The organism is Sphingopyxis flava, assembly GCF_900168005.1.
GTDB lineage: Bacteria > Pseudomonadota > Alphaproteobacteria > Sphingomonadales > Sphingomonadaceae > Sphingopyxis > Sphingopyxis flava.
In genome coordinates this window covers 90,215-109,875 of the sequence record NZ_FUYP01000013.1, presented here as the reverse complement: position 1 = coordinate 109,875, position 19,661 = coordinate 90,215, and the positions used below count along the sequence as shown (strand labels likewise).

15 protein-coding genes are annotated in these 19,661 nt (G+C 65.5%); 13 read left to right on the top strand and 2 right to left on the bottom strand.

Going from position 1 to position 19,661, the window contains the following annotated elements:
- The coding region (locus tag B5X69_RS21705; protein ID WP_217699120.1) for a hypothetical protein at positions 1 to 318 on the top strand (318 nt) is incomplete at its 5' end.
- Between the two features lie 219 nt (positions 319 to 537).
- Positions 538 to 2,565, top strand: a complete 2,028-nt coding sequence (locus B5X69_RS12200; RefSeq protein WP_176141590.1) for a TonB-dependent receptor plug domain-containing protein — start codon at positions 538 to 540, stop codon at positions 2,563 to 2,565.
- Positions 2,566 to 2,571: 6 nt separating this feature from the next.
- Here B5X69_RS12200 and B5X69_RS12195 read toward each other — a convergent pair whose 3' ends face one another.
- A complete protein-coding gene (locus tag B5X69_RS12195) occupies positions 2,572 to 3,801 on the bottom strand; it encodes a histidine-type phosphatase (RefSeq protein WP_176141589.1) in 1,230 nt (409 codons plus the stop codon).
- Positions 3,802 to 3,937: 136 nt separating this feature from the next.
- Between B5X69_RS12195 and B5X69_RS12190 the strand changes: the two genes are divergently transcribed.
- The 4 genes from B5X69_RS12190 (at position 3,938) to B5X69_RS12175 (ending at position 8,953) form a co-directional block, all read left to right on the top strand.
- Entirely contained in the window at positions 3,938 to 4,252 is a 315-nt protein-coding gene (locus B5X69_RS12190; RefSeq protein ID WP_067106825.1) for a PepSY domain-containing protein, read from the top strand.
- Positions 4,252 to 4,917 (top strand): response regulator transcription factor, encoded by a 666-nt coding sequence (locus tag B5X69_RS12185; protein WP_067106828.1) that lies wholly within the window; start codon positions 4,252 to 4,254, stop codon positions 4,915 to 4,917. Before B5X69_RS12190 ends, B5X69_RS12185 begins: the two co-directional genes overlap by 1 nt.
- 41 nt (positions 4,918 to 4,958) lie before the next feature.
- On the top strand, positions 4,959 to 6,245 hold the full coding sequence (locus B5X69_RS12180; RefSeq protein WP_217699119.1) for a sensor histidine kinase: 1,287 nt from the start codon (positions 4,959 to 4,961) through the stop codon (positions 6,243 to 6,245).
- 176 nt (positions 6,246 to 6,421) lie between these two features.
- Positions 6,422 to 8,953 (top strand): TonB-dependent receptor, encoded by a 2,532-nt coding sequence (locus tag B5X69_RS12175; RefSeq protein WP_079638955.1) that lies wholly within the window; start codon positions 6,422 to 6,424, stop codon positions 8,951 to 8,953.
- A 198-nt stretch (positions 8,954 to 9,151) separates the two neighbouring features.
- Here the strand turns inward: B5X69_RS12175 and iolG are convergent, their stop codons facing one another.
- Positions 9,152 to 10,135, bottom strand: a complete 984-nt coding sequence (iolG, locus tag B5X69_RS12170) for an inositol 2-dehydrogenase (RefSeq protein WP_079638954.1) — start codon at positions 10,133 to 10,135, stop codon at positions 9,152 to 9,154.
- A 147-nt stretch (positions 10,136 to 10,282) separates the two neighbouring features.
- On the opposite strand from iolG, the gene B5X69_RS12165 reads away from it, so the two are divergent.
- The 7 genes from B5X69_RS12165 (at position 10,283) to B5X69_RS12135 (ending at position 19,653) form a co-directional block, all read left to right on the top strand.
- Positions 10,283 to 11,155, top strand: a complete 873-nt coding sequence (locus B5X69_RS12165; protein WP_217699118.1) for a MurR/RpiR family transcriptional regulator — start codon at positions 10,283 to 10,285, stop codon at positions 11,153 to 11,155.
- Positions 11,156 to 11,249: 94 nt separating this feature from the next.
- A complete protein-coding gene (locus B5X69_RS12160) occupies positions 11,250 to 13,190 on the top strand; it encodes a bifunctional 5-dehydro-2-deoxygluconokinase/5-dehydro-2-deoxyphosphogluconate aldolase (protein WP_079638983.1) in 1,941 nt (646 codons plus the stop codon).
- Positions 13,187 to 15,022: a 3D-(3,5/4)-trihydroxycyclohexane-1,2-dione acylhydrolase (decyclizing) gene (iolD, locus tag B5X69_RS12155; protein ID WP_079638952.1), complete on the top strand. Its 1,836-nt coding sequence runs from the start codon at positions 13,187 to 13,189 to the stop codon at positions 15,020 to 15,022. Before B5X69_RS12160 ends, iolD begins: the two co-directional genes overlap by 4 nt.
- Positions 15,019 to 15,912, top strand: coding sequence for a myo-inosose-2 dehydratase (gene iolE / locus B5X69_RS12150; RefSeq protein ID WP_079638951.1), 894 nt, complete (start codon positions 15,019 to 15,021; stop codon positions 15,910 to 15,912). The genes iolD and iolE overlap by 4 nt, the downstream gene beginning before the upstream one ends.
- On the top strand, positions 15,912 to 16,703 hold the full coding sequence (iolB, locus tag B5X69_RS12145) for a 5-deoxy-glucuronate isomerase (RefSeq protein WP_079638950.1): 792 nt from the start codon (positions 15,912 to 15,914) through the stop codon (positions 16,701 to 16,703). Before iolE ends, iolB begins: the two co-directional genes overlap by 1 nt.
- Before the next feature lie 9 nt (positions 16,704 to 16,712).
- Positions 16,713 to 18,221, top strand: a complete 1,509-nt coding sequence (locus tag B5X69_RS12140) for a CoA-acylating methylmalonate-semialdehyde dehydrogenase (RefSeq protein WP_079638949.1) — start codon at positions 16,713 to 16,715, stop codon at positions 18,219 to 18,221.
- 97 nt (positions 18,222 to 18,318) lie between these two features.
- Complete coding sequence (locus B5X69_RS12135) at positions 18,319 to 19,653, top strand: MFS transporter (protein ID WP_079638948.1); 1,335 nt, start codon at positions 18,319 to 18,321, stop codon at positions 19,651 to 19,653.
- Positions 19,654 to 19,661: the final 8 nt, after the last annotated feature.

Here is a 19,661-nt window from a genome sequence, read left to right as displayed (position 1 = left end):
GGTTCCACCACTACAACACCGTCCATCCGCATCGCGCACTTGGCTACCTCGCCCCGCGCGAATACATCGTCCAATCAACCAGTGAGGAACTGTCCCGAAATTAAGGGGCAACGACAGCGTTTGATTGTTCGGCATTCGGCCATGTCTGTTGAGCTCACGCAATTTGGTCTGGGTATCGACGGCAAGTCGAATGTGGTGGCCTACTGCCCGACAGAATACCAGAATTTCCACCGGCGATATGTGCGCGGCGTGATCGGCGTGCCGATCGGCGGTGAGGGGGTATTGTCCCGACGGGCGATGACATGCTGGTGTGGCTGAGACACGCGCGCGATTCTTCTGTTGGTTCCCCGAGATGTAGCCGGTCCTGCGAACATCACCGACGGATCACGGCTACGGGCCTGGGCTGGTCCCGGTTGAGGCCAGGATTTCTGAAACTGACGCCGAACTGACATGTGCCGACGAGCGGATGTCAGCAGGATGGGCGCATGGATCTTCGGGGGCGGGCCAAATGGCCGCCTGTCGGAGGATTGGCGCCGCATGGTTCATGGCATTCGCATCGCGCTGTTTCTGTGGGCCGGATCCTGCGCGATCGCGCCGGCGGCGGGGCAGGACAGCGGGGACACGGGAAACCCGGTTTACGACCAGCGCTTCTTCGACCGGACGCAACCCTCCAACGCATATGAGATGGTGGCACTGCTTCCGGCCTTCACGATCGCCGAAGGCATGGCGGACGTGCGCGGCTATTCCGGCGTCGCGGGCAATGTCCTGATCGACGGACAGCGCCCCGCCGGAAAGACCGACACGCTCGAAGCGATCCTGAAGCGGCTTCCCGCGTCGCGCGTCGCCCGCATCGAACTGATACGCGCCGGGACGGCGGGCTACGACATGCAGGGCCATGCGCTGCTCGCCAACGTCATCCTGGTGAAGACGGGCACGATCGGCGGCCGGATCGAGGCAGAACAGGCGCTCTACCGGCACGGCCTGCGCGCGCCGCGCATTTCGGCGCAGGCGACGTTCGACGGGCGGGGCCGGGTGATCGACCTTTTCGCTACCGTCTATCGCGAGATCGACGACGAACATGGTTTCGGCGTCCGCAACCGCTTTGCGAGCGATGGCACGCCGCTGCGCCTCGTCGATTATGCGCAGCCCGAGGGCGCCGACGTCGCGCAGGCGACGCTCGCCTATCGCCAGCCGCTGTTCGGCGGGACGCTTCGCCTCAACGGGTTGGTCCAGGACAAGCGCAAATTCGCCGATATCGCCCATGCCGTCATTTTCCCCGCGCCCGATGCGATCGTCGGCAGCGAGCGCAAGCATGCGCGCACTTATGAAGGAGGGTTGCGCTACGACCGTGCGCTTGGCCCGGCGGACGACCTCGAACTGGTCGGAAGCTATCGGTCGGTGACGACCGTCGGCATCGATCGCGAATCGACCGCGTGGGAATACAGCGTCTCGGACGAGCGTTCGAACGCCAGCGAAGCGATCCTGCGCGCCGCGCTCCGCCATCATCGGGGCGGCGCGACGATCGAGATCGGCGCCGAGGGCGCGGTCAACAGTCTCGATGTCCGGAATGCGCTGGTCGAGGACGGCGAACCGGTTCCGCTGCCCCAGGCCAACGTTCGCGTTGCCGAGCGCCGCGCCGAATTGTTCGTGACCGCCAGCCGTCCGTTCGGCGCACGGACCATGGCGGAGTTCGGCGTCAGATACGAAATCTCCCGCCTGTCGCAGACGGGCGACATCGACCTCGTCAAATCCTTCGCCTTCTGGAAACCGCGTGCGCGGCTCGTCTGGGCGCCGGCGCCGAACCGGACGTTTCGCCTGCTGGCCGAACGCGCGGTCGGCCAGCTCGATTTCGGCGATTTCGTCGGCGCCGCGTCCTTGACCAGCGGGACGATCAGCGCCGGCAATGCCGATCTGGAGCCCGACAGCCTCTGGCGCATCGAGCTGAGCTACGAACGCCGCTTCGGCGCCGGGTCCGTCACCGTTGCCGCGCGCCGCGAATGGATATCCGATCTGGTCGACCAGCTTCCCGTCGTCGTCGATGGGACCCTGTACGACGCGGTCGGCAATATCGGCGCGGCACGCCGCGATACCGTCGAAGCGTCGCTCAAATGGCCGCTGGACGCGTTCGGTGCCAGGGGGGTCGTAGTGACTGCCGATCTCGTCGCGCGGCGCGGCCGGGCGACCGATCCCGCGACCGGCGAGCGGCGGCCTATCTCGGGCGACCTTCCGGTCGAGGCGCGGGTGGCGTTGACCCATGACATTCCGGCGTGGAAGCTGCGCTGGGGCGGCGGCTATGCCTTCGCGCGCACCGAGACCGCGTTCAAGGTCGAAGAGGTCGAGGCCGATCGTCTGGCCGGGCGGCTCGATCTGTTCATCGAATATCGCCCCGATGCGCGCTGGACGCTTCGCCTGTTCGGCCGGAATCTGACCGACAGCGCCGCGACGCGGACGCGCGACATCTATGCCGGCGTCCGCGGCGACGCCGCGCTGCGCTATCGCGAGCAGCGGGTGCTGCGCAGCGGCCGCTATGTCGGGTTGACCGTCCAGCGCAGCTTCGGCAGATAGGCCGTCTTATCCGCGCGGCATGGCGATCCGGGCGAAGTCGTTCCAGTTGCACGCGGTCGCCTCGACCGAATGGCCGCACCCCGGAATGGGGAGATAGCGGCGGAACAGGGCATCGTCCGATCCCAGCGCTTCGAGGTTCCTCAACTGGTCCATCGTCTGCGCGCGATAGAAAGCGCGGACATAGCGGTCGCCCCTGGCATTGCTGACCAGTTCGAACCCCAGCGCGCTGCCGGGTGGAACTTCGTCGGCGGGATAGCTCGGCACCTGCCAGTGCAGGTCGAAGAAACCGCCGAGGTCGGCGACGTTGGTGTCGTGTCCGGCAAGCAACGTCAGCCGCGCCGGGCTCCGGTCACCGAGCGCCGTGACGATCTCGTGCACGATCGGCGCGGCAGCGGCAGCAGCGATATAGCCGGGACGGTTCGAATAACGGAACTTGAGCGGGTGGAAGCGCAGCAATTGCTCGATCTCGGCGCGGCTCACGCGGCCCCAGCCGACTTCGGCCATCGGCTTGCCCTCCAGATATTCGAGCAGCAGCGTCTGGCTGGCCGTCGATGCGACGGCGAGCGGGCCTTCGAGATCGGGGCGATCGTGCGGCTGCGCGACCAGCCGGCTGGGTTCGGCGACGAGCGGACAGGCCGGCACGGCGCAATTCAGCACTTTCGCGAGCAGCGTCAGTTCGCCGCGGTGGCGTTCGGTCTCGGCGGCGAGTCCGCCTTCGGGCGCTTGCGCCAGCGCCGCGTCATAGGCGCGATTCCCGTCGAACGACGCCGGGCCGCTGTCGAGACCGTGAAAGATCGCGTCGTCGTCGGAACCGGCGGGGTGGGATATCGCCGCTGCGCAGCCGGGCATGAAGCCCGCCGCCCAGCTTCGCGCCGTTTCGATCGTGCGCTCCTTGTAACTCGCCTTCAGGACGATCGTGCCGGGCGCGGGGCATCCGCCGGGGAACAGGCCGCGGGCGCCGAAATAGGCGCGGTCGCTTTCGCCGAGAAGCTTGACGCCCGCCGCGCCGCGCGGCGTCAGCAGGCCGAAATCGACGGGCCAGCCGGACCATGTCTCGGACGAATAGCCCGGCGGGACGACGGCGGGCTTCGTCGGCGGACGGATGCCGTGCCGCATCAGCATCACGACCTTCTCCAGCTTCAGCGATGGCTGGCTGGCGGGGGGCGTATCGGCGCCCGGTCCGGGCGCGGCGCAGGCCGCCAGCAGTGCGGTGGATAACAGCAGGATGCGCTTCACGGGCCTCTCCATTGTGGAATAAATTTATCGACACTATATAAATAGGAAAATTTATTTCATCAATGCCATTTGCCGATCAGCCCGTGCGGTCGGTGATGTCAGCTTCCTATCAGCGGCCTTGTGGCAGGGAGGGCGTATGAAAAAGACACTTCTCCTTGCGGTCGCTGTGACCGCTCTCACCGTCCCCGTCGCGATCTCCGCAAAGGACAAGGATGACAAGGCCGACCAACGCGCGGCGAGCGCCGCGCTGGCGCGCGGCGAAATCCTGCCGATCACCCGTGTCCTGGCGATCGCGACCGAGCGCGTCCCGGGCGACGTGCTCAAGGTCAAGCTGGAACGCGAATCCTTCGGGTTCAAATATGAGGTGAAAATCCTGACCGGCGGCGGCAGGGTGCGCGAGGTCGAAATCGACGCCAGGACCGGCCGGGTGATCAAGATCGAGGATGATTGATGCGCGCATTGGTGGTCGAGGACGACCCGGTCGTCGCTTCCGAACTCGTCCGCGGGATGACCGCGGCGGGATTCGTCGTCGATCTTGCGGGTGACGGCCAGCAGGCGTGGTTCAACGGCGATGTCGAGGATTATGATGTCGCGATCGTCGACCTCGGCCTGCCGCGGCTCGACGGGCTGTCGGTGGTCCGGCGCTGGCGCGAGGCGGGACGGAATTTCCCGGTCCTGATCCTGTCGGCGCGGGGCGAATGGACCGACAAGGTTGCCGGGATCGAGGCGGGCGCCGACGATTATATGGCAAAGCCGTGGGCGATGGAGGAACTGGTGGCGCGCGTCCGCGGGCTGATCCGCCGCGCCGCCGGGCGGTCGAGCCCGATGATCGAGGCGGGGCCGCTGCGGATCGATACCCACCGGATGACCGCGACGCTCGACGGCGCGCTCGTCAAGCTCTCGCCGCTTGAGTATCGGCTGCTCGACTATCTCGCCCATCATGCCGGCCGCGCCGTGCCCGCGACCGAACTTTCCGATCATCTCTATGGCGACGCCGATACCGAAAACGCCAACGCGATCGAGGCGCTGATCGCGCGACTGCGGCGCAAGCTCGGCGCCGACACCATCCAGACCCGGCGCGGCTTCGGTTACGTCCTGCCGGCCGCTGCCGCGTGACGCGACGCTCGCTCCGGCTTCGGTTGATCACGGGGGCCGGTGTGGCGATCGCCCTCGCGCTGATCGTCGCCTGGTTCGCAATGACCTGGCTGTTCAACGGCCATGTCGAGCGGCGCGTCGAGGACGAACTGCTGGTTCAGGTGCGGCCGCTCCTCGCCGATCTGCAATTGGCCCATGGTGTGCCGGTTGCGGGGTCCGAGCCTGCCGATCCGCGCTTCGCGGTTCCAGCCGGTGGTCTCTACTGGCAGGCGTCGACCGCTGCCGGCGCGATCCGCTCGATTTCGCTTTGGGACAGTCATCTGCCGACCACCGTGTCGGCACCCGCCGATCGGTGGCGGATTCGCCGCGCCGAGGGCCCCTTCGGTCAGCAGCTGCTGTTGATGGAACGCGCGATCCGCCTGCAACCGCAGGAATCGCCGGTGATCGTTCAACTCGGCTACGACCTCGCCAAGCTGGCTCCGGCGCAGCGCGAGTTCGGGCGCGAGATGGCGCTGTTCCTCGCATTGCTGTGGACCGTCCTCGCGCTTGCGGCCTGGGCGCAGGTTGGGCTGGGCCTCCGCCCGCTGCGGCGCGTCGGACAGGAGGTCGAGCGGCTGCGTCGCGATGCCGGGGCGCGTCTGGGCGGCGCCTATCCCCGTGAGCTGGCGCCGCTCACCGAATCGATCGATGCACTGGCCGACGCGCGCGAAGCTGATCTGGTGCGCGCCCGCCGCCGCGCCGCCGACCTTGCGCACGGACTCAAGACGCCGCTCGCCGCGCTTGCCGCGCAAAGCGCCAGGGTGCGCGAGAGCGGAGCGACGGCGGTGGCCGACGGTCTCGATTCGTCGATCGCGGCGATGCGCGCGGCGATCGGCGGCGAATTGGCGCGGACGCGGATCAGCCTCGTTCCCGAAGGGCGCAGCACGGTCGCGCTGCCGCTGATCGAGCGGCTCGTCGCGGTGATCGAGCAGACCGAGGCAGGCGAGCGCGTGGCGTTTTCGCTGGCCTGTGACGAAAGCGCGACGTTGCCGCTCGCGGGCGACGATGCCGCCGAACTGCTCGGTCCCCTGCTCGAAAACGCCGCGCGCCATGCGCGCCGCCTCGTCCGTGTCGCGGTCGAAACGACCGGCGAGCGGCGGATGCTGGTCGTCGGCGACGACGGACCCGGTCTTGATGATGCGCAGCGCGAGGAAGCGATCCTGCGCGGCGCGCGCCTCGATTCGGGCGACGAAGGCCATGGACTCGGCCTTGCCATCGCACGCGAACTGGCCGAGGCCTCGGGTGGCGATCTTGCCCTCGCGCGCTCGCCGCTCGGCGGGCTGGAAGTCCGCGTCGGCTGGGCGCTATAGGCCTGATCCTTCCGTCAGCCGGGTGTCAGGTCGCCCGCCACGCGGGCCGCTGCCGCGCGTCTCCGCAAGCCATCATGCAAGATATATTCTATTTATCTTGCAATATAGAATAATTGTGTCATTATGCTGCCCGAACGAGCGCGGCAGGGAGCCGTGCCGGGGGAGGAGAGTCCATAATGACACGGCGGTTCGGACGGGCGCTTTTAATCACGACATGTCTAGCGGTTCCCACGGCGGATGCCTGGGCCCAGGATGCAGCGGAGCAAGGCGATGCGATCGTCGTCACCGGTCGACGCGCCGCCGATCGCGCGGCGCTCGAGACGAAGCGGAACACCGATACGCAAGTCGACGAGGTCCGCGCCGACGACGTCGGGCGACTGCCCGACCAGAATGTCGCCGAAACGCTGCGCCGCCTGCCGGGCCTCAGCGTCGCGAACGACATGGGCGAAGGGCGCTATCTGACCGTCCGCGGCGTGTCGCCCGACCTGCTCAACGTGACCTTGAACGGCCAGACCGCCGCCGCCCCGGAACCCGACTCGCGTCAGGTGAAGCTCGACGACATCCCGTCGGCGCTGATCGGCGCTGTGACGGTTTCGAAGACGCTGACTCCCGACATGGACGCCAATGCGATCGCGGGCGCCGCCAATATTGAAACCGTGACCGCTTTCGACCGGCCGGGCACCTTCGGCAGCCTGCGCGCCGCCTATGGCAAATATGATCTGAACGGCAAGCATCCCTATGAGTTCGACGCATCGATCGGGTCGCGCTTCGGCCCCGATCGCCAGTTCGGCTTCGTCTTCGCGCTCAACTATTCGAACCGCGAGTTCGAGGCGCAGAACATCCAGTCAGGCGGCAAGTGGGAGGAGGTGGGCGGTGAATTCGTGCCGCTGCGCCAGACGCTGCGCGACTATCATACGCGCCGTCAGCGCTATGGCGCGGTCGCCAATTTCGACTGGCGCCCGACCGACGACGTGAAGGTCTTTGCGCGCTTCCTCTATTCCAAATACAAGGACAAGGAATCGCGTCCGGGCTTCCAGGTCGACCTCGACGAGGACGAGATCACCAACCAGACCGCGACCAGCGGCGATTTCGCCGCCGCCAAGGCGAAGCGCGCGCTGCGATCGCGCGAGGAAAATTCGGACACTTTCACCTCGTCGTTCGGCGGCGAATTCAATCTCGGCCCGAGCTGGCTGCGCGTCGAGGGCAGCTATACCCAGGCCAACAAGCGCGACCCGCATCGCGATGAAATCATCTTCGCGGCCAAGAAAATCACCGGGTCATACGACCTGTCGGGATCCATCCCGCTCTATCGACCCGATGCGGCGGCGTTCGACCCGACCAAGTATAAATTCGACGAAACAAGCTATGAGCATCGCCGCGCGCGCGAGAATCTTTATCAGACGCGCGCCGATTTCCGCACCCCGATCGGCATCGGCGATGACAGCACGATCCAGGTCGGTGCCAAATATACGCAGCGGCGCAAGACCAACGACGAAGAATCCGTCATTTATGGAGGCTATGACGATGACTTCACGCTCGATGAGGTCGAGGGCGCGCCGATCGACAGCATCTTCAAGGGTCGCTATCCGCTCGGCGCCACGATCAGCCGTCCGAGCGCCGACAGATTCTTCCAGTCGAACCTCGCCGGGTTCGAGCTGGATGAGGAAGGCACCGTCGGCGACAGCCTGGCCGGCGACTATCTGATCCGCGAAAAGATTTTCGCCGCCTATGCGATGGCGACGCTGAAATTCGGCACCGTCACCGCGATCCCCGGCGTCCGCATGGAAAAGACGAAAAGCAATTATGCGGCGAAGGACATTCTCGACACGACGACCGTCGCCGACCTCGGCAAGGATTACGACAGCTTCGGGTCGCAGAGCTACACCGACTTCTTCCCGGGCCTCAACCTGCGCTGGAATGCGACGCCGTCGCTCGTCCTGCGCGCCGCGGTGACGCGCGCGATCGGGCGGGCGAACTATGAACAGCTCGCGCCGACGGCGGTCGTCAACACCAGCGACAACGAAGTCTCGATGGGCAATCCGAACCTGAAGCCGCTGACCTCGACCAACTATGATCTCGCGGGCGAATATTATATCGGGCGCAAGGGCATCATCAGCATTGCCGGATTCTACAAGACGATCGAGAATCCGATCTACTCGGCGACCACCGAGCAGAGCGGCACCTTCGCCGGACAGGCGCTCGTCGATGCGCAGGTGACGATGCCGGTCAACGCCGACAGCGCGTTCGTGAAGGGCATCGAGATCAACGCGCAGACCGAACTCAGCTTCCTGCCTGCGCCGCTCGACGGCTTCAGCATCGGCGGCAGCATCACCTTCGTGAAGTCGCGTGCCAAGGGCATTCCGGGCCGCGGCAACGAGCGGCTCCCGCTCGCCAGCCAGTCGAACCGGGTGGCGTCCGCCTTCCTCTCCTATGAAAAGGGCGGGCTGTCGGCGCGCGTCGCCTATACATACCGCTCGGCCTATCTGCTCGAACCCGGCGAGGATACCGACACCGATTTTTATGTCGGCGCCTTCAACCAGTGGGACGCGCGCATCGGCTATGACATCGTCAAGAATGTGACGATCTTCCTCGAAGGATCGAACCTCAACGACGAACCCTATCGCGTCTTCCAGGGCATTTCGTCGCGGACCGACGAGGTTGAACGCTACGGCTACTCGGTCAAGACAGGTATACAGTTCAAATTCTGATCCTCTGCGGGGGTCGCACTGGGTCTGGGGCCGGGGAAACCTGGCCCCTTTCTTTGTGGGAGAAGGCGAAGCCGGCTCTGATGCGCGAGCCGATAAAACGACCATCGCCCCCGCGAAGGCGGGGGCCGACATCGGCCTTATCCTTCGCCGCTGCGTAAACCGCTGGCGGTCCCTGCCTTCGCGGGGATGACGGCCATTTTACAGCAGCACCCGTTCCCCCGACCGCGCCGACTGCGCCGCCGCTTCGGCCAGCGCCAGCGCCGCGACGCCGTCGCGGAAATCGATGAGCGGTACGGCGCCGTCGAGAATGTCGGCGAAATGATCAGCCTCGCGCGCGTAGGCGACCGCATAGCGATCGAGGAAGAAATTCTGGAAGCGGTCGGCGGCGGCGCCCTCTTCGCCCCACGTCTCGACCGTCGTTTCGAGCTGGTTCTGCGCCCGGATCATGCCCTTCGATCCGAAGGCCTCGATACGCTGGTCATAGCCATAGCCGCTGCGGCGGCTCGACGAGATCATGCAGAGCCGGCCCGACGCCGTGCGCAGGATCGTCTTCGCGGTATCGGCATCGCCCGCCTCGCCGATCGCGGGATCGACGAGCACGGACGCGCTGGCAAAGACTTCCGTCACGTCCTCGCCGAGCAGCCAGCGCGCCATGTCGAAATCGTGAATGACCATGTCCTTGAAGATGCCGCCCGACACTTTGACATAGTCAACCGGCGGCGGTGCGGGGTCGTGGCTGATGATGTGCAGCGTTTCGAGCGTGCCGACCGCGCCGGCAGAAAGCCGCGCCTGCAATGCCGAGAAGTTCGGGTCGAAGCGGCGGTTGAATGCCAGGAACAACCGCGCGTTCAGCGCCGCGAACCGCGCCGCCGATTCGCGCGCGGCGGCCAGATCCTGATCGAGCGGCTTTTCGCAGAAGATCGCCTTGCCGGCCTCGGCAGCGGCGAGGCTGTAGGGAAGATGGGTGTCGGTCGAACTCGCGACGACGACCCCCGCAACCGCTGGATCGGCCAGCGCTTCCTCGATTGTCGAGACGCGAGCGTCATATTGCGCCGCGATCGCCGCCGCGGCCTCGGGAAAGGGATCGACAACCCGCGTCAGCCGCAGGCGCGGGTTCGCGGCCAGGTTCGCCGCGTGGACTTTGCCGATCCTGCCGGCGCCGATCAGTGCGATGTCGTGCATTCTATCCTCTTCCGGTTGAAGTCATATTCCATATATATATAATATGGAATGCATATTCCATAGCGTGGAACGGGCCGCATGGCGACAGTTGCGTTACAAGTTTTGAACAGATATTCCGTTTTTCCGGGTGAATGGGGGAGAATATATTTGACCGACGTCCTGACTGCCCCCGCCTCAGCGGAGGCATTGCGCGCCGAGATCGTGAGCCGTTACGAGACACTGAGCAAGCGGCTCAAGCAGATCGCGCGCTATATCCTCGACGAACCCAACGACATTGCGCTCGAAACGCTTGCGGTGATCGCCGACCGTTGCGGCGTCCAGCCCTCGGCGATCGTGCGTTTTGCCAAGAGTTTCGGGTTCGAGGGCGCGAGCCAGATGCAACGGCTGTTCCGCGACGGTCTGCTCAGCAACAACGCCGCGCTCGGCTATTCGGAGCGCGTCCGCCAGCTCGATCAGGCAACCAGTGCCAGCGATATCGAGCCCGCGAACCTTCTCTCCGAATTTGTCGAGGGCAACAGTCTCGCGATCCAGAATCTGTTGCAGACGGTCAGCGGCGCCGACATGCGCGCGGCGGTCGATTTGCTGATGGCGGCCGATACCGTGCATGTCGCGGGCTTTCGCCGCTCCTTCCCCGTCGCCTCCTATATCGCCTATTCGCTGCTCCAGGCGGGCAAACGTGCGGTGTTCATCGACGGAGTCGGAGGTCTCGGACTTCAGCAAGTGCATGCGATGGGCCCCGACGACCTGCTGATCGCGATCAGCTTTCATCCCTATTCGGAAGAGACGATCGCTGTCGTCAACGCCGCCCGGACGGCCGGCGGCCGCGTTCTAGCGATCAGCGACAGTTTGGTAAGCCCGGTCGCCAAGCCCGCCGAGCAGGTGCTTCAAGTTCGTGAAGCGGAGGTGCGGAAATTCCGTTCGCTGTCCGCGTCGATGTGTCTCGCGCAGGCGCTCGTCATCAATTTTGCATTCGAGGCGACACGCGCCGACGGCAAGACGCGGGAAGACGGATCGGCATAGCCATTTCATTTCCGCCGCCGAGTGAAACATATGTTGCAAACTTTATAAAAGTGGAATAAGTGTTTCAGACCAAAGAAGGATGGTCTCGAAAACGATGGCGCAACAAGGGCAGGAACGGGGCGGAGAGAACCGGCTAGACGTCGTCACGCTGGGGCGCGCGGGGATCGACCTTTACGGCGAGCAGATCGGCGGCCGGCTCGAAGATATGGCGAGTTTCGCCAAATATATCGGCGGGAGCCCGACCAACACCGCGGTCGGCGCGGCGCGCCTCGGCCTTCGCGCCGGGCTGATCGCCCGCGTCGGCGCCGATCATTTCGGCCGCTTCATCGTCGAGGAACTGAACCGCGAGGGCGTCGTGACGGACGGCGTTCGCACCGATCCCGACCGGCTGACCGCGCTTGCGATCCTCGGCATTCGCGATCCTGACACCTTTCCGCTGATCTTCTATCGCGAAAATTGCGCCGACATGGCGCTTTGCGCCGACGACATAGACCCCGATTTCGTCGCTTCGGCGGGCGCGCTGCTGATCAACGGCACCCATCTGTCGCAGCCGGGCGTGTTCGATGCGAGCATCAAGGCCGCGAGGCTGATGAAGGCCGCCGGGGGGCGCGTCGTCTTCGACATCGATTACCGCCCGGTGCTCTGGGGACTTGCCAGCAAGGACAATGGCGAGGATCGGTTCGTCGCCGACCAGTGCGTTACCGAGGCCCTTCAGCGCGTCCTGCCGCTCTGCGACCTGATCGTCGGCACCGAAGAGGAAATCCATATCCTTGGCGGCTCGACCGACACCCTCGCGGCGCTTCGCGCGATCCGTGCGCAGAGTTCGGCGCTGCTGGTCTGCAAGCGCGGCGCCGAGGGATGCGTCGCCTTTCCCGACGCCGTTCCCGCGTCGCTCGATGCCGGCATCGTCGGCCGCGGCTTTCCGATCGAGGTTTTCAACGTGCTCGGCGCGGGGGATGCCTTCATGGCGGGTTTCCTGCGCGGCTGGCTCAAGGACATGCCGCTCGAAAAATGCTGCGAAATCGCCAATGCGTGCGGCGCGCTCGTGGTGTCGCGGCACGGCTGCGCCCCGGCGATGGCGTCGTGGGATGAGCTTCGGCACTTCCTCGCCGGGCAATGGCCGCACCGCCTGCGCGAGAGTGCCGAGCTCGAACAATTGCACTGGTCAACCAACCGCCATGGCGAGCGCGATGAACTGACCGTGCTCGCGATCGATCACCGCAGCCAGTTCGACAATCTGCTCGCCGAACTCGGCGAAAGCGACGAGGCGCGGATCCATCATTTCAAGAATCTCGCGCTCGAGGCGCTTCATCGCATGGGTGCGGGCGACCCTAACTACGGGGTGCTGCTCGATGGCCGCTTCGGTGCGCGCGCGCTGGAGGCGGCGGCCGACCATCCCTATTGGATCGGGCGGCCGATCGAGGTGCCGGGGTCGCGGCCGCTGCTCTTCGAAGGGTCGCACGACGTCGGCATGACGCTGCGCGACTGGCCGACGAACCATGTCGTCAAATGCCTCGTTTTCTATCATCCGGACGACGACGCCGAAATGCGCGCGCGGCAGGACCGGCAGTTGCTGCGCCTGTTCGACGCTTGCCGCCGCACACGCCACGAGTTCCTGCTCGAAATCATCGCTTCGAAACATGGGCCGGTCGACAGCGGCACGATCGCCTCGGTGATCGATCATGTCTATTCGCTCGGTATCTATCCCGACTGGTGGAAGCTCGAACCGACGACCGACGCCGCCGCCTGGGCGGCGAGTGAGACGGCGATATTGCGCCACGATCCACTCTGCCGCGGCATCGTTCTGCTCGGCCTGTCGGCGCCGCGGGACGAGGTACTCGCGGGCATCGTCGCGGCGGCGCCTTTTCCGCTGGTCAAGGGCTTCGCGGTGGGACGCACCATCTTTCATGACGTCGCACAGCAATGGCTGACGGGAGCGATCGACGACGAGGCCGCCATCACCGCACTCGGCGAAAATCTGCGCGTTCTCGCCGATGGCTGGCGCGCAGCGCGCAGTGCTAGGGTGGCGGCATGAGCAAACATGTACGATTGACGATGGCGCAGGCGCTGACGCGCTGGCTTGCGATGCAGCGGGTCGAGGTGAATGGCGTCGAGCTGCCCTATTTCGCCGGCATGTGGGCGATCTTCGGCCATGGCAATGTCGCGGGGATGGGCGAAGCGCTCGCCGGGATGGAAGACGCGCTTCCGACGTATCGCGCGCATAACGAGCAGGGCATGGCGCATGCCGCGATCGCCTTTGCCAAGGCGAGCCGCCGCCGCCGCGCGATGGCGTGCACGACCTCGATCGGTCCCGGCGCGACGAACATGGTGACCGCGGCGGCGCTCGCGCATGTCAACCGGCTGCCGGTGCTTTTCCTGCCCGGCGACGTCTATGCGAGCCGCCGCCCCGATCCGGTGCTCCAGCAGGTCGAGGATTTCGCCGACGCTACGGTGAGCGCCAACGACTGTTTTCGTCCGGTGTCGCGCTATTTCGACCGCATAACGCGGCCCAACCAGATCATCGACGCGCTGCCGCGCGCGATGACGGTGCTGACCGATCCGGCGCTTTGCGGGCCGGTGACGCTCGCGCTCTGTCAGGATGTGCAGGCGGAGGCCTTCGATTATCCCGAGAGCTTCTTTGCCCCGCGGCTTTGGCGCCCGCGCCGGATGCGCCCTGACCGCGCCGAACTGGCGACGCTCGTCGAGGCGGTTCGCGCCGCCAGGGCGCCGCTGATCGTGGCAGGGGGCGGGGTGCTCTATTCCGAGGCCGAGGCGGTGCTTGCCGATCTCGCGGCGCGGACCGGCATTCCGATCGCCGAGACGCAGGCGGGGAAGGGCGCGCTGGCGTGGGATCACCGCCAAGCGCTCGGCAGCGTCGGCGTCACCGGTACGAGCGCGGCGAATGCCGCCGCCGAAGCCGCCGACCTGATTATCGGCGTCGGCACCAGGCTGCAGGATTTTACCACCGGTTCGCGCCGGCTCTTCGCCGGCAAGCGGCTGATCCAGATCAACATCGCCGCGCCCGATGCGATCAAGCAAGGCGCCGAAGCAGTTGTCGGCGATGCGGGCGAGACGCTCGAGGCCCTGGCCGAAGCGCTCGCCGATTGGCAGGTCGATGCCGCATGGCGCAATGCGAACCGCGCTACGGTCGCCGAATGGAACGCCGCTTGGGAGGTCGCGACAGCGCCGAGCAATGCGCTCCCCTCCGATGCGCAAGTGATCGGAGCGGTGTGGCGGCAGGCGGGGGACGACGCGACCGTCGTCTGTGCCGCGGGCGGCCTGCCCGGCGAACTCCACAAGCTTTGGCGGAGCCACCGCCCCGGCGGCTACCATGTCGAATACGGCTTTTCGTGCATGGGCTATGAGGTCGCGGGCGGACTGGGGGTCAAGATGGCCGATCCGGCGCGTGACGTTTATGTGATGGTCGGCGACGGCAGCTATCTGATGCTCAATTCGGAGCTGGCGACCTCGGTGATGCTCGGCCGCAAGATCATCGTCATCCTGCTCGACAATGGGGGCTATGGCTGCATCAACCGACTGCAACAGGGAACGGGCGGGCGCCCGTTCAACAATCTGCTCGCTGACGCGGCGCACGAAACCCTGCCCGACATAGACTTTGCGGCCCACGCCCGCAGTCTCGGCGCCGCTGCCGAGAAGGTCGGTGGCATCGCCGAGCTCGAAGCCGCGCTCGATCGTGCGAAGCAATCGCCGAAAAGCTATGTGATCGTCATCGACACCGATCCCGCGATCACGACCGAGGCGGGCGGCCATTGGTGGGACGTCGCGGTCCCCGAAGTATCGGCGCGCCCCGAAGTACAGGCCGCGCGCCGTGACTATGAAAATCGAATCGACGGAGGGAGGACATGACGATCCGCTGGGGCGTGAGCCCGATCGCCTGGTGCAACGACGACATGCGCGAACTGGGCGGCGACACGACGCTCGACGCGTTGCTCGCCGATGTCCGCGACATCGGCTTCGACGGGGTCGAACTCGGCAACAAGTTCCCGCGCGATCCGGAGGTGCTGGCGCCAATCATGGTGAACTACGGCCTCGACATCGTCGGCGGCTGGTATTCGTCGAACCTGCTCGTGCGCGACGCCGACGCCGAAATCGAGGCGCTGTCGAAGCATCTCGCCTTGCTCGAATATATGGATTCGAGCGTCTTCATTCTCGCAGAGACGTCGAACGCGGTGCATTGCGATCGCTACGGCAGCCGGCTCGATACGCACCCGGTGCTTCCCGCCGCCGACTGGAAGCTGTTCGGCGAGCGGCTGGATACCGTCGCGTGCTTCATCAATGATCGCGGGCTGCGCTTCGCCTATCACCATCATCTCGGCACGGTCGTCGAGACGAAGGATGAACTCGAACGCTTCTTCGACGCGACCGGCGACCATGTCGGTCTGGTGCTCGACACTGGGCATGCGCTGTTCGGCGGGATCGAGCCCGTCGACGTGATCAAGGCGCGTCCCGAGCGCGTCGCTCACGTCCATTGCAAAGATGTACGCACCGCCAAATATGACGAATTTCGCGCGAACGGCACCAGCTTCCTCAACGGGGTCGTCGGCGGCATGTTCACCACACCGGGCGACGGCGATTACGACTATGCGCCGTTTATGCGTGCGCTTGCCGACATGCATTATTCGGGCTGGATCGTGATCGAGGCCGAACAGGATCCGGCGATCGCCAACCCCCGCGACTATAGCCAGCTCGGCCTCGACACGCTGAAGCGGCTGGCGCGTGAGGAGGCGCTGGTCTGATGTCGCTTCTCGTCCATCCCCATCCGCCCGCGGGCGACGGCACGGTGCTCGACATCACGCCTGCAAGCGCGGGTTGGAAATATGTCGGCTTTCGTGTGATCCACCTTGCGGCGGGGGCAAGCTACAATCGTGTCGAAAACGGCCGCGAGGCGTGTGTGGTTGTGCTTACGGGAACCGTCTCGATCATGGCGGGAGGCGAGAGCTTCGAGAATATCGGCGGTCGCCAGACGGTGTTCGACGGCACGGCGACCTCGGTCTATGTGCCCGCGGGCCATCGCTACAGAATCGAGGCCGTGTCCGATGCGGAAATCGCGATCTGCACAGCGCCCGGAACCGGGGCGGGCGCGGTGCGGCTGATCCGCTCCGATGCGGTCGAGGTGCGCGGCCAGGGCACGAACACGCGGCATGTCCGGAACATCCTGTCCGATACCGATGCCGCCGAGAGCCTGCTCGTCGTCGAGGTGATCACGCCCGGGGGCCACTGGTCGAGCTACCCGCCGCACAAGCACGACCGCGACGCCTATCCCGAGGAGACTTTCCTCGAGGAAACATATTACCACCGCCTGTCGCCACCGCAGGGTTTTGCGTTCCAGCGGGTCTATACCGACGGGCGCGACATCGACGAGACGATGGCGGTCGAGGACGGCGATGTCGTGATGGTGCCGCGCGGCTATCATCCGGTCGGCGCGCCGCACGGATACGACCTTTATTATCTGAACGTGATGGCGGGACCCCGGCGCAACTGGGTGTTCCGCAACGACCCCGCGCACGAGTGGATCGTGCGCCAGTAAGGAAGAGCGATGAGACAGATTGATCCCTTCATCGCCGGCGATACCGCCGGCGGCGGTTCCGTGCGCCCTGAAAACGGACGCGTCGGCGACGTGTTCGACCCGAGCACCGGACAGGTCCAGGCGCGCGTCGCCTTCTCCACCGCCGCCGATCTCGACCGCGCGGTCCGGGCGGCCGCTGCGGCGCAGCCCGGCTGGGCGGCGACCAATCCGCAGCGCCGCGCGCGCGTCATGTTCCGTTTCCGCGAACTGCTTGAGGCGAACCTGCAGGATCTCGTGGAACTGCTGGCGAGCGAGCATGGCAAGGTTGTCGCCGACGCACGGGGGGACGTCCTGCGCGGGCTGGAAGTGATCGAATTTTCGTGCGGCATCCCGCATGCGATGAAGGGCGAATATACGCAGGGTGCCGGACCGGGAATCGACGTCTATGCCATGCGTCAGCCCCTCGGCGTGGTCGCGGGTATCACGCCATTCAACTTTCCCGCGATGATCCCGATGTGGATGTTCGGCCCCGCGATCGCGGCAGGCAACGCCTTCATCCTCAAGCCCAGCGAACGCGACCCGTCGGTGCCGGTGCGCCTCGCCGAACTGATGCTTGAGGCCGGGCTGCCCGAAGGCATCCTCCAGGTCGTCCACGGCGACAAGGAAATGGTCGACGCAATCCTGGATCATCCGGCGATTTCGGCGGTCAGCTTCGTGGGATCTTCCGACATTGCGCACTATGTCTATGGGCGCGGTGCCGCTGCCGGCAAGCGTGTGCAGGCGATGGGTGGCGCCAAGAATCACGGCATCGTCATGCCCGACGCCGACCTCGACCAGGTGGTGCACGATCTGTGCGGCGCCGCCTTCGGTTCGGCGGGCGAGCGCTGCATGGCGCTGCCCGTCGTGGTGCCGGTCGGCGACGCGACCGCCGACGCGCTTCGCGAGCGACTGATCCCGGCGATGGCCGCGCTCAAGGTCGGCGTGTCGACCGATCCCGATGCGCATTATGGCCCGGTCGTCAACGCCGCGCACAAGGCGCGTATCGAGGACTGGATTCAGACCGGGGTCGATGAAGGCGCCGAACTGGTCGTCGACGGCCGCGGTCTGGTCCTGCAGGGACATGAGCACGGATTTTTCGTCGGCCCAACGCTGTTCGACCGCGTCACGACTGCCATGCGCGCCTATCGCGAGGAAATCTTCGGTCCCGTGCTGCAGATCGTCCGAGCCCCCGATTTCGAGACCGCTTTGCGCCTGCCGAGCGCACACCAATATGGCAATGGCGTGTCGATTTTCACGCGCAATGGTCACGCCGCGCGCGAATTCGCGCAGCGCGTCAATGTCGGCATGATCGGCATCAACGTGCCGATCCCGGTGCCGGTCGCCTATCATAGCTTCGGCGGCTGGAAGCGCTCGGGTTTCGGCGACACCAATCAATATGGGATGGAGGGCGTGCGCTTCTGGACGAAGGTCAAGACGGTAACCCAGCGCTGGCCCGATGGCGGCGAAGGGGACAACGCCTTTCTCATTCCCACCTCCTGAGTAAAAACGAAACAAATCTTCCATTCTTATATAAAATGAAATAGCATCATGCTCCGGACACTCGAAACAAGAGGGCGCCGGATGCGGGAGAGAGGCGATGCTCAGATATTTCGCGACGGGTCCGGACCTGCCGGTCAGAACCGACGACGGCGTCGACGGCGCGTTCCGGCGCTATCGGATGCGGATCATCATGGCGATCACGCTTGCCTATGCCGTCAGCTATACTTGTCGGCTCGCGATCAATATCGTCAAGAAGCCGCTGATCGATCAAGGCATCTTCACCCCACTCGAACTCGGCATGATCGGCTCGGCGCTGTTTTATACTTACGCCGCCGGCAAGCTGATCAACGGCTTCGTCGCAGACCACAGCAATGTGAAGCGACTGTTCGCGGCCGGGATGATCCTGTCGGCGCTTTGCAACATCGCGATGGGTTTCTCGACGCTGTTCTGGGCGACGCTGCTGATCTGGGGGCTCAACGGCTGGTTCCAGAGCTATGGCGCGCCGGCGTGCGTCGTCGCGCTGGCCAGCTGGTTTTCGAACCGGGAGCGCGGGCGCTATTACGGCATCTGGTCGACCGCGCATTCGATCGGCGAGGGATTGACCTTTGCTGTGGTGTCGGCGCTCGTCGCGATCGGCGGCTGGCGGTGGGGTTTCTGGGGTCCGGGTGTCGCGGCGGTGCTCGCGGGCGTCGCGGCCTATTACGCGATGGCCGATCGGCCCCGCGCGCTCGGCTTGCCGACCGTCGCCGACTGGCGGAACGACCATTATGCCCCGCCCGCGGAGGATGTGCCTGAGCGCGGGGTGTTCGCCACCCAGCTATCGATCCTGAAAATACCGGCGGTCTGGATTCTCGCGCTGGCGAGCGCGGCCAACTATGTGACGCGCTACGCGATCAACAGCTGGGGAATCCTCTATTTGCAGGAGGCGCGTGCCTATTCGCTGGCGGAAGCGGGTGCGATGCTCACCGCCAGCACGCTGGCGGGGGTTGCGGGCGCGGTCGCCTTCGGCTTCGTCTCGGACAAATTCTTCGGCGCGCGCCGTCCGCCCGCCAATCTGCTCTTCGGGGTCATCGAACTCGTCGGGCTTCTTCTGCTGTTCTTCGGTCCCAACAATCCGGTCATCGTCTTCATCGCGGTGATCCTGTTCGGGCTCGGCATGACCGGCCTCGTCACTTCGCTTGGCGGGCTGTTCGCGATCGATATCTGCCCGAAGCGCGTCGCCGGCGCCGCACTCGGCATGGTCGGCGTGTTCAGCTATATCGGCGCGGCGGTGCAGGAACAGGTGTCGGGGGCGCTGATCGACGCCCATATGCACATGGTGGGCGGCGTACGCGTCTATGATTTCGGGCCCGCAATCTGGTTCTGGATCGGCTGTTCGGTGCTTGCGACCTTGCTCGCGACGGCGCTGTGGAACACCAAGCTGCGCGACTGAGGACGGGA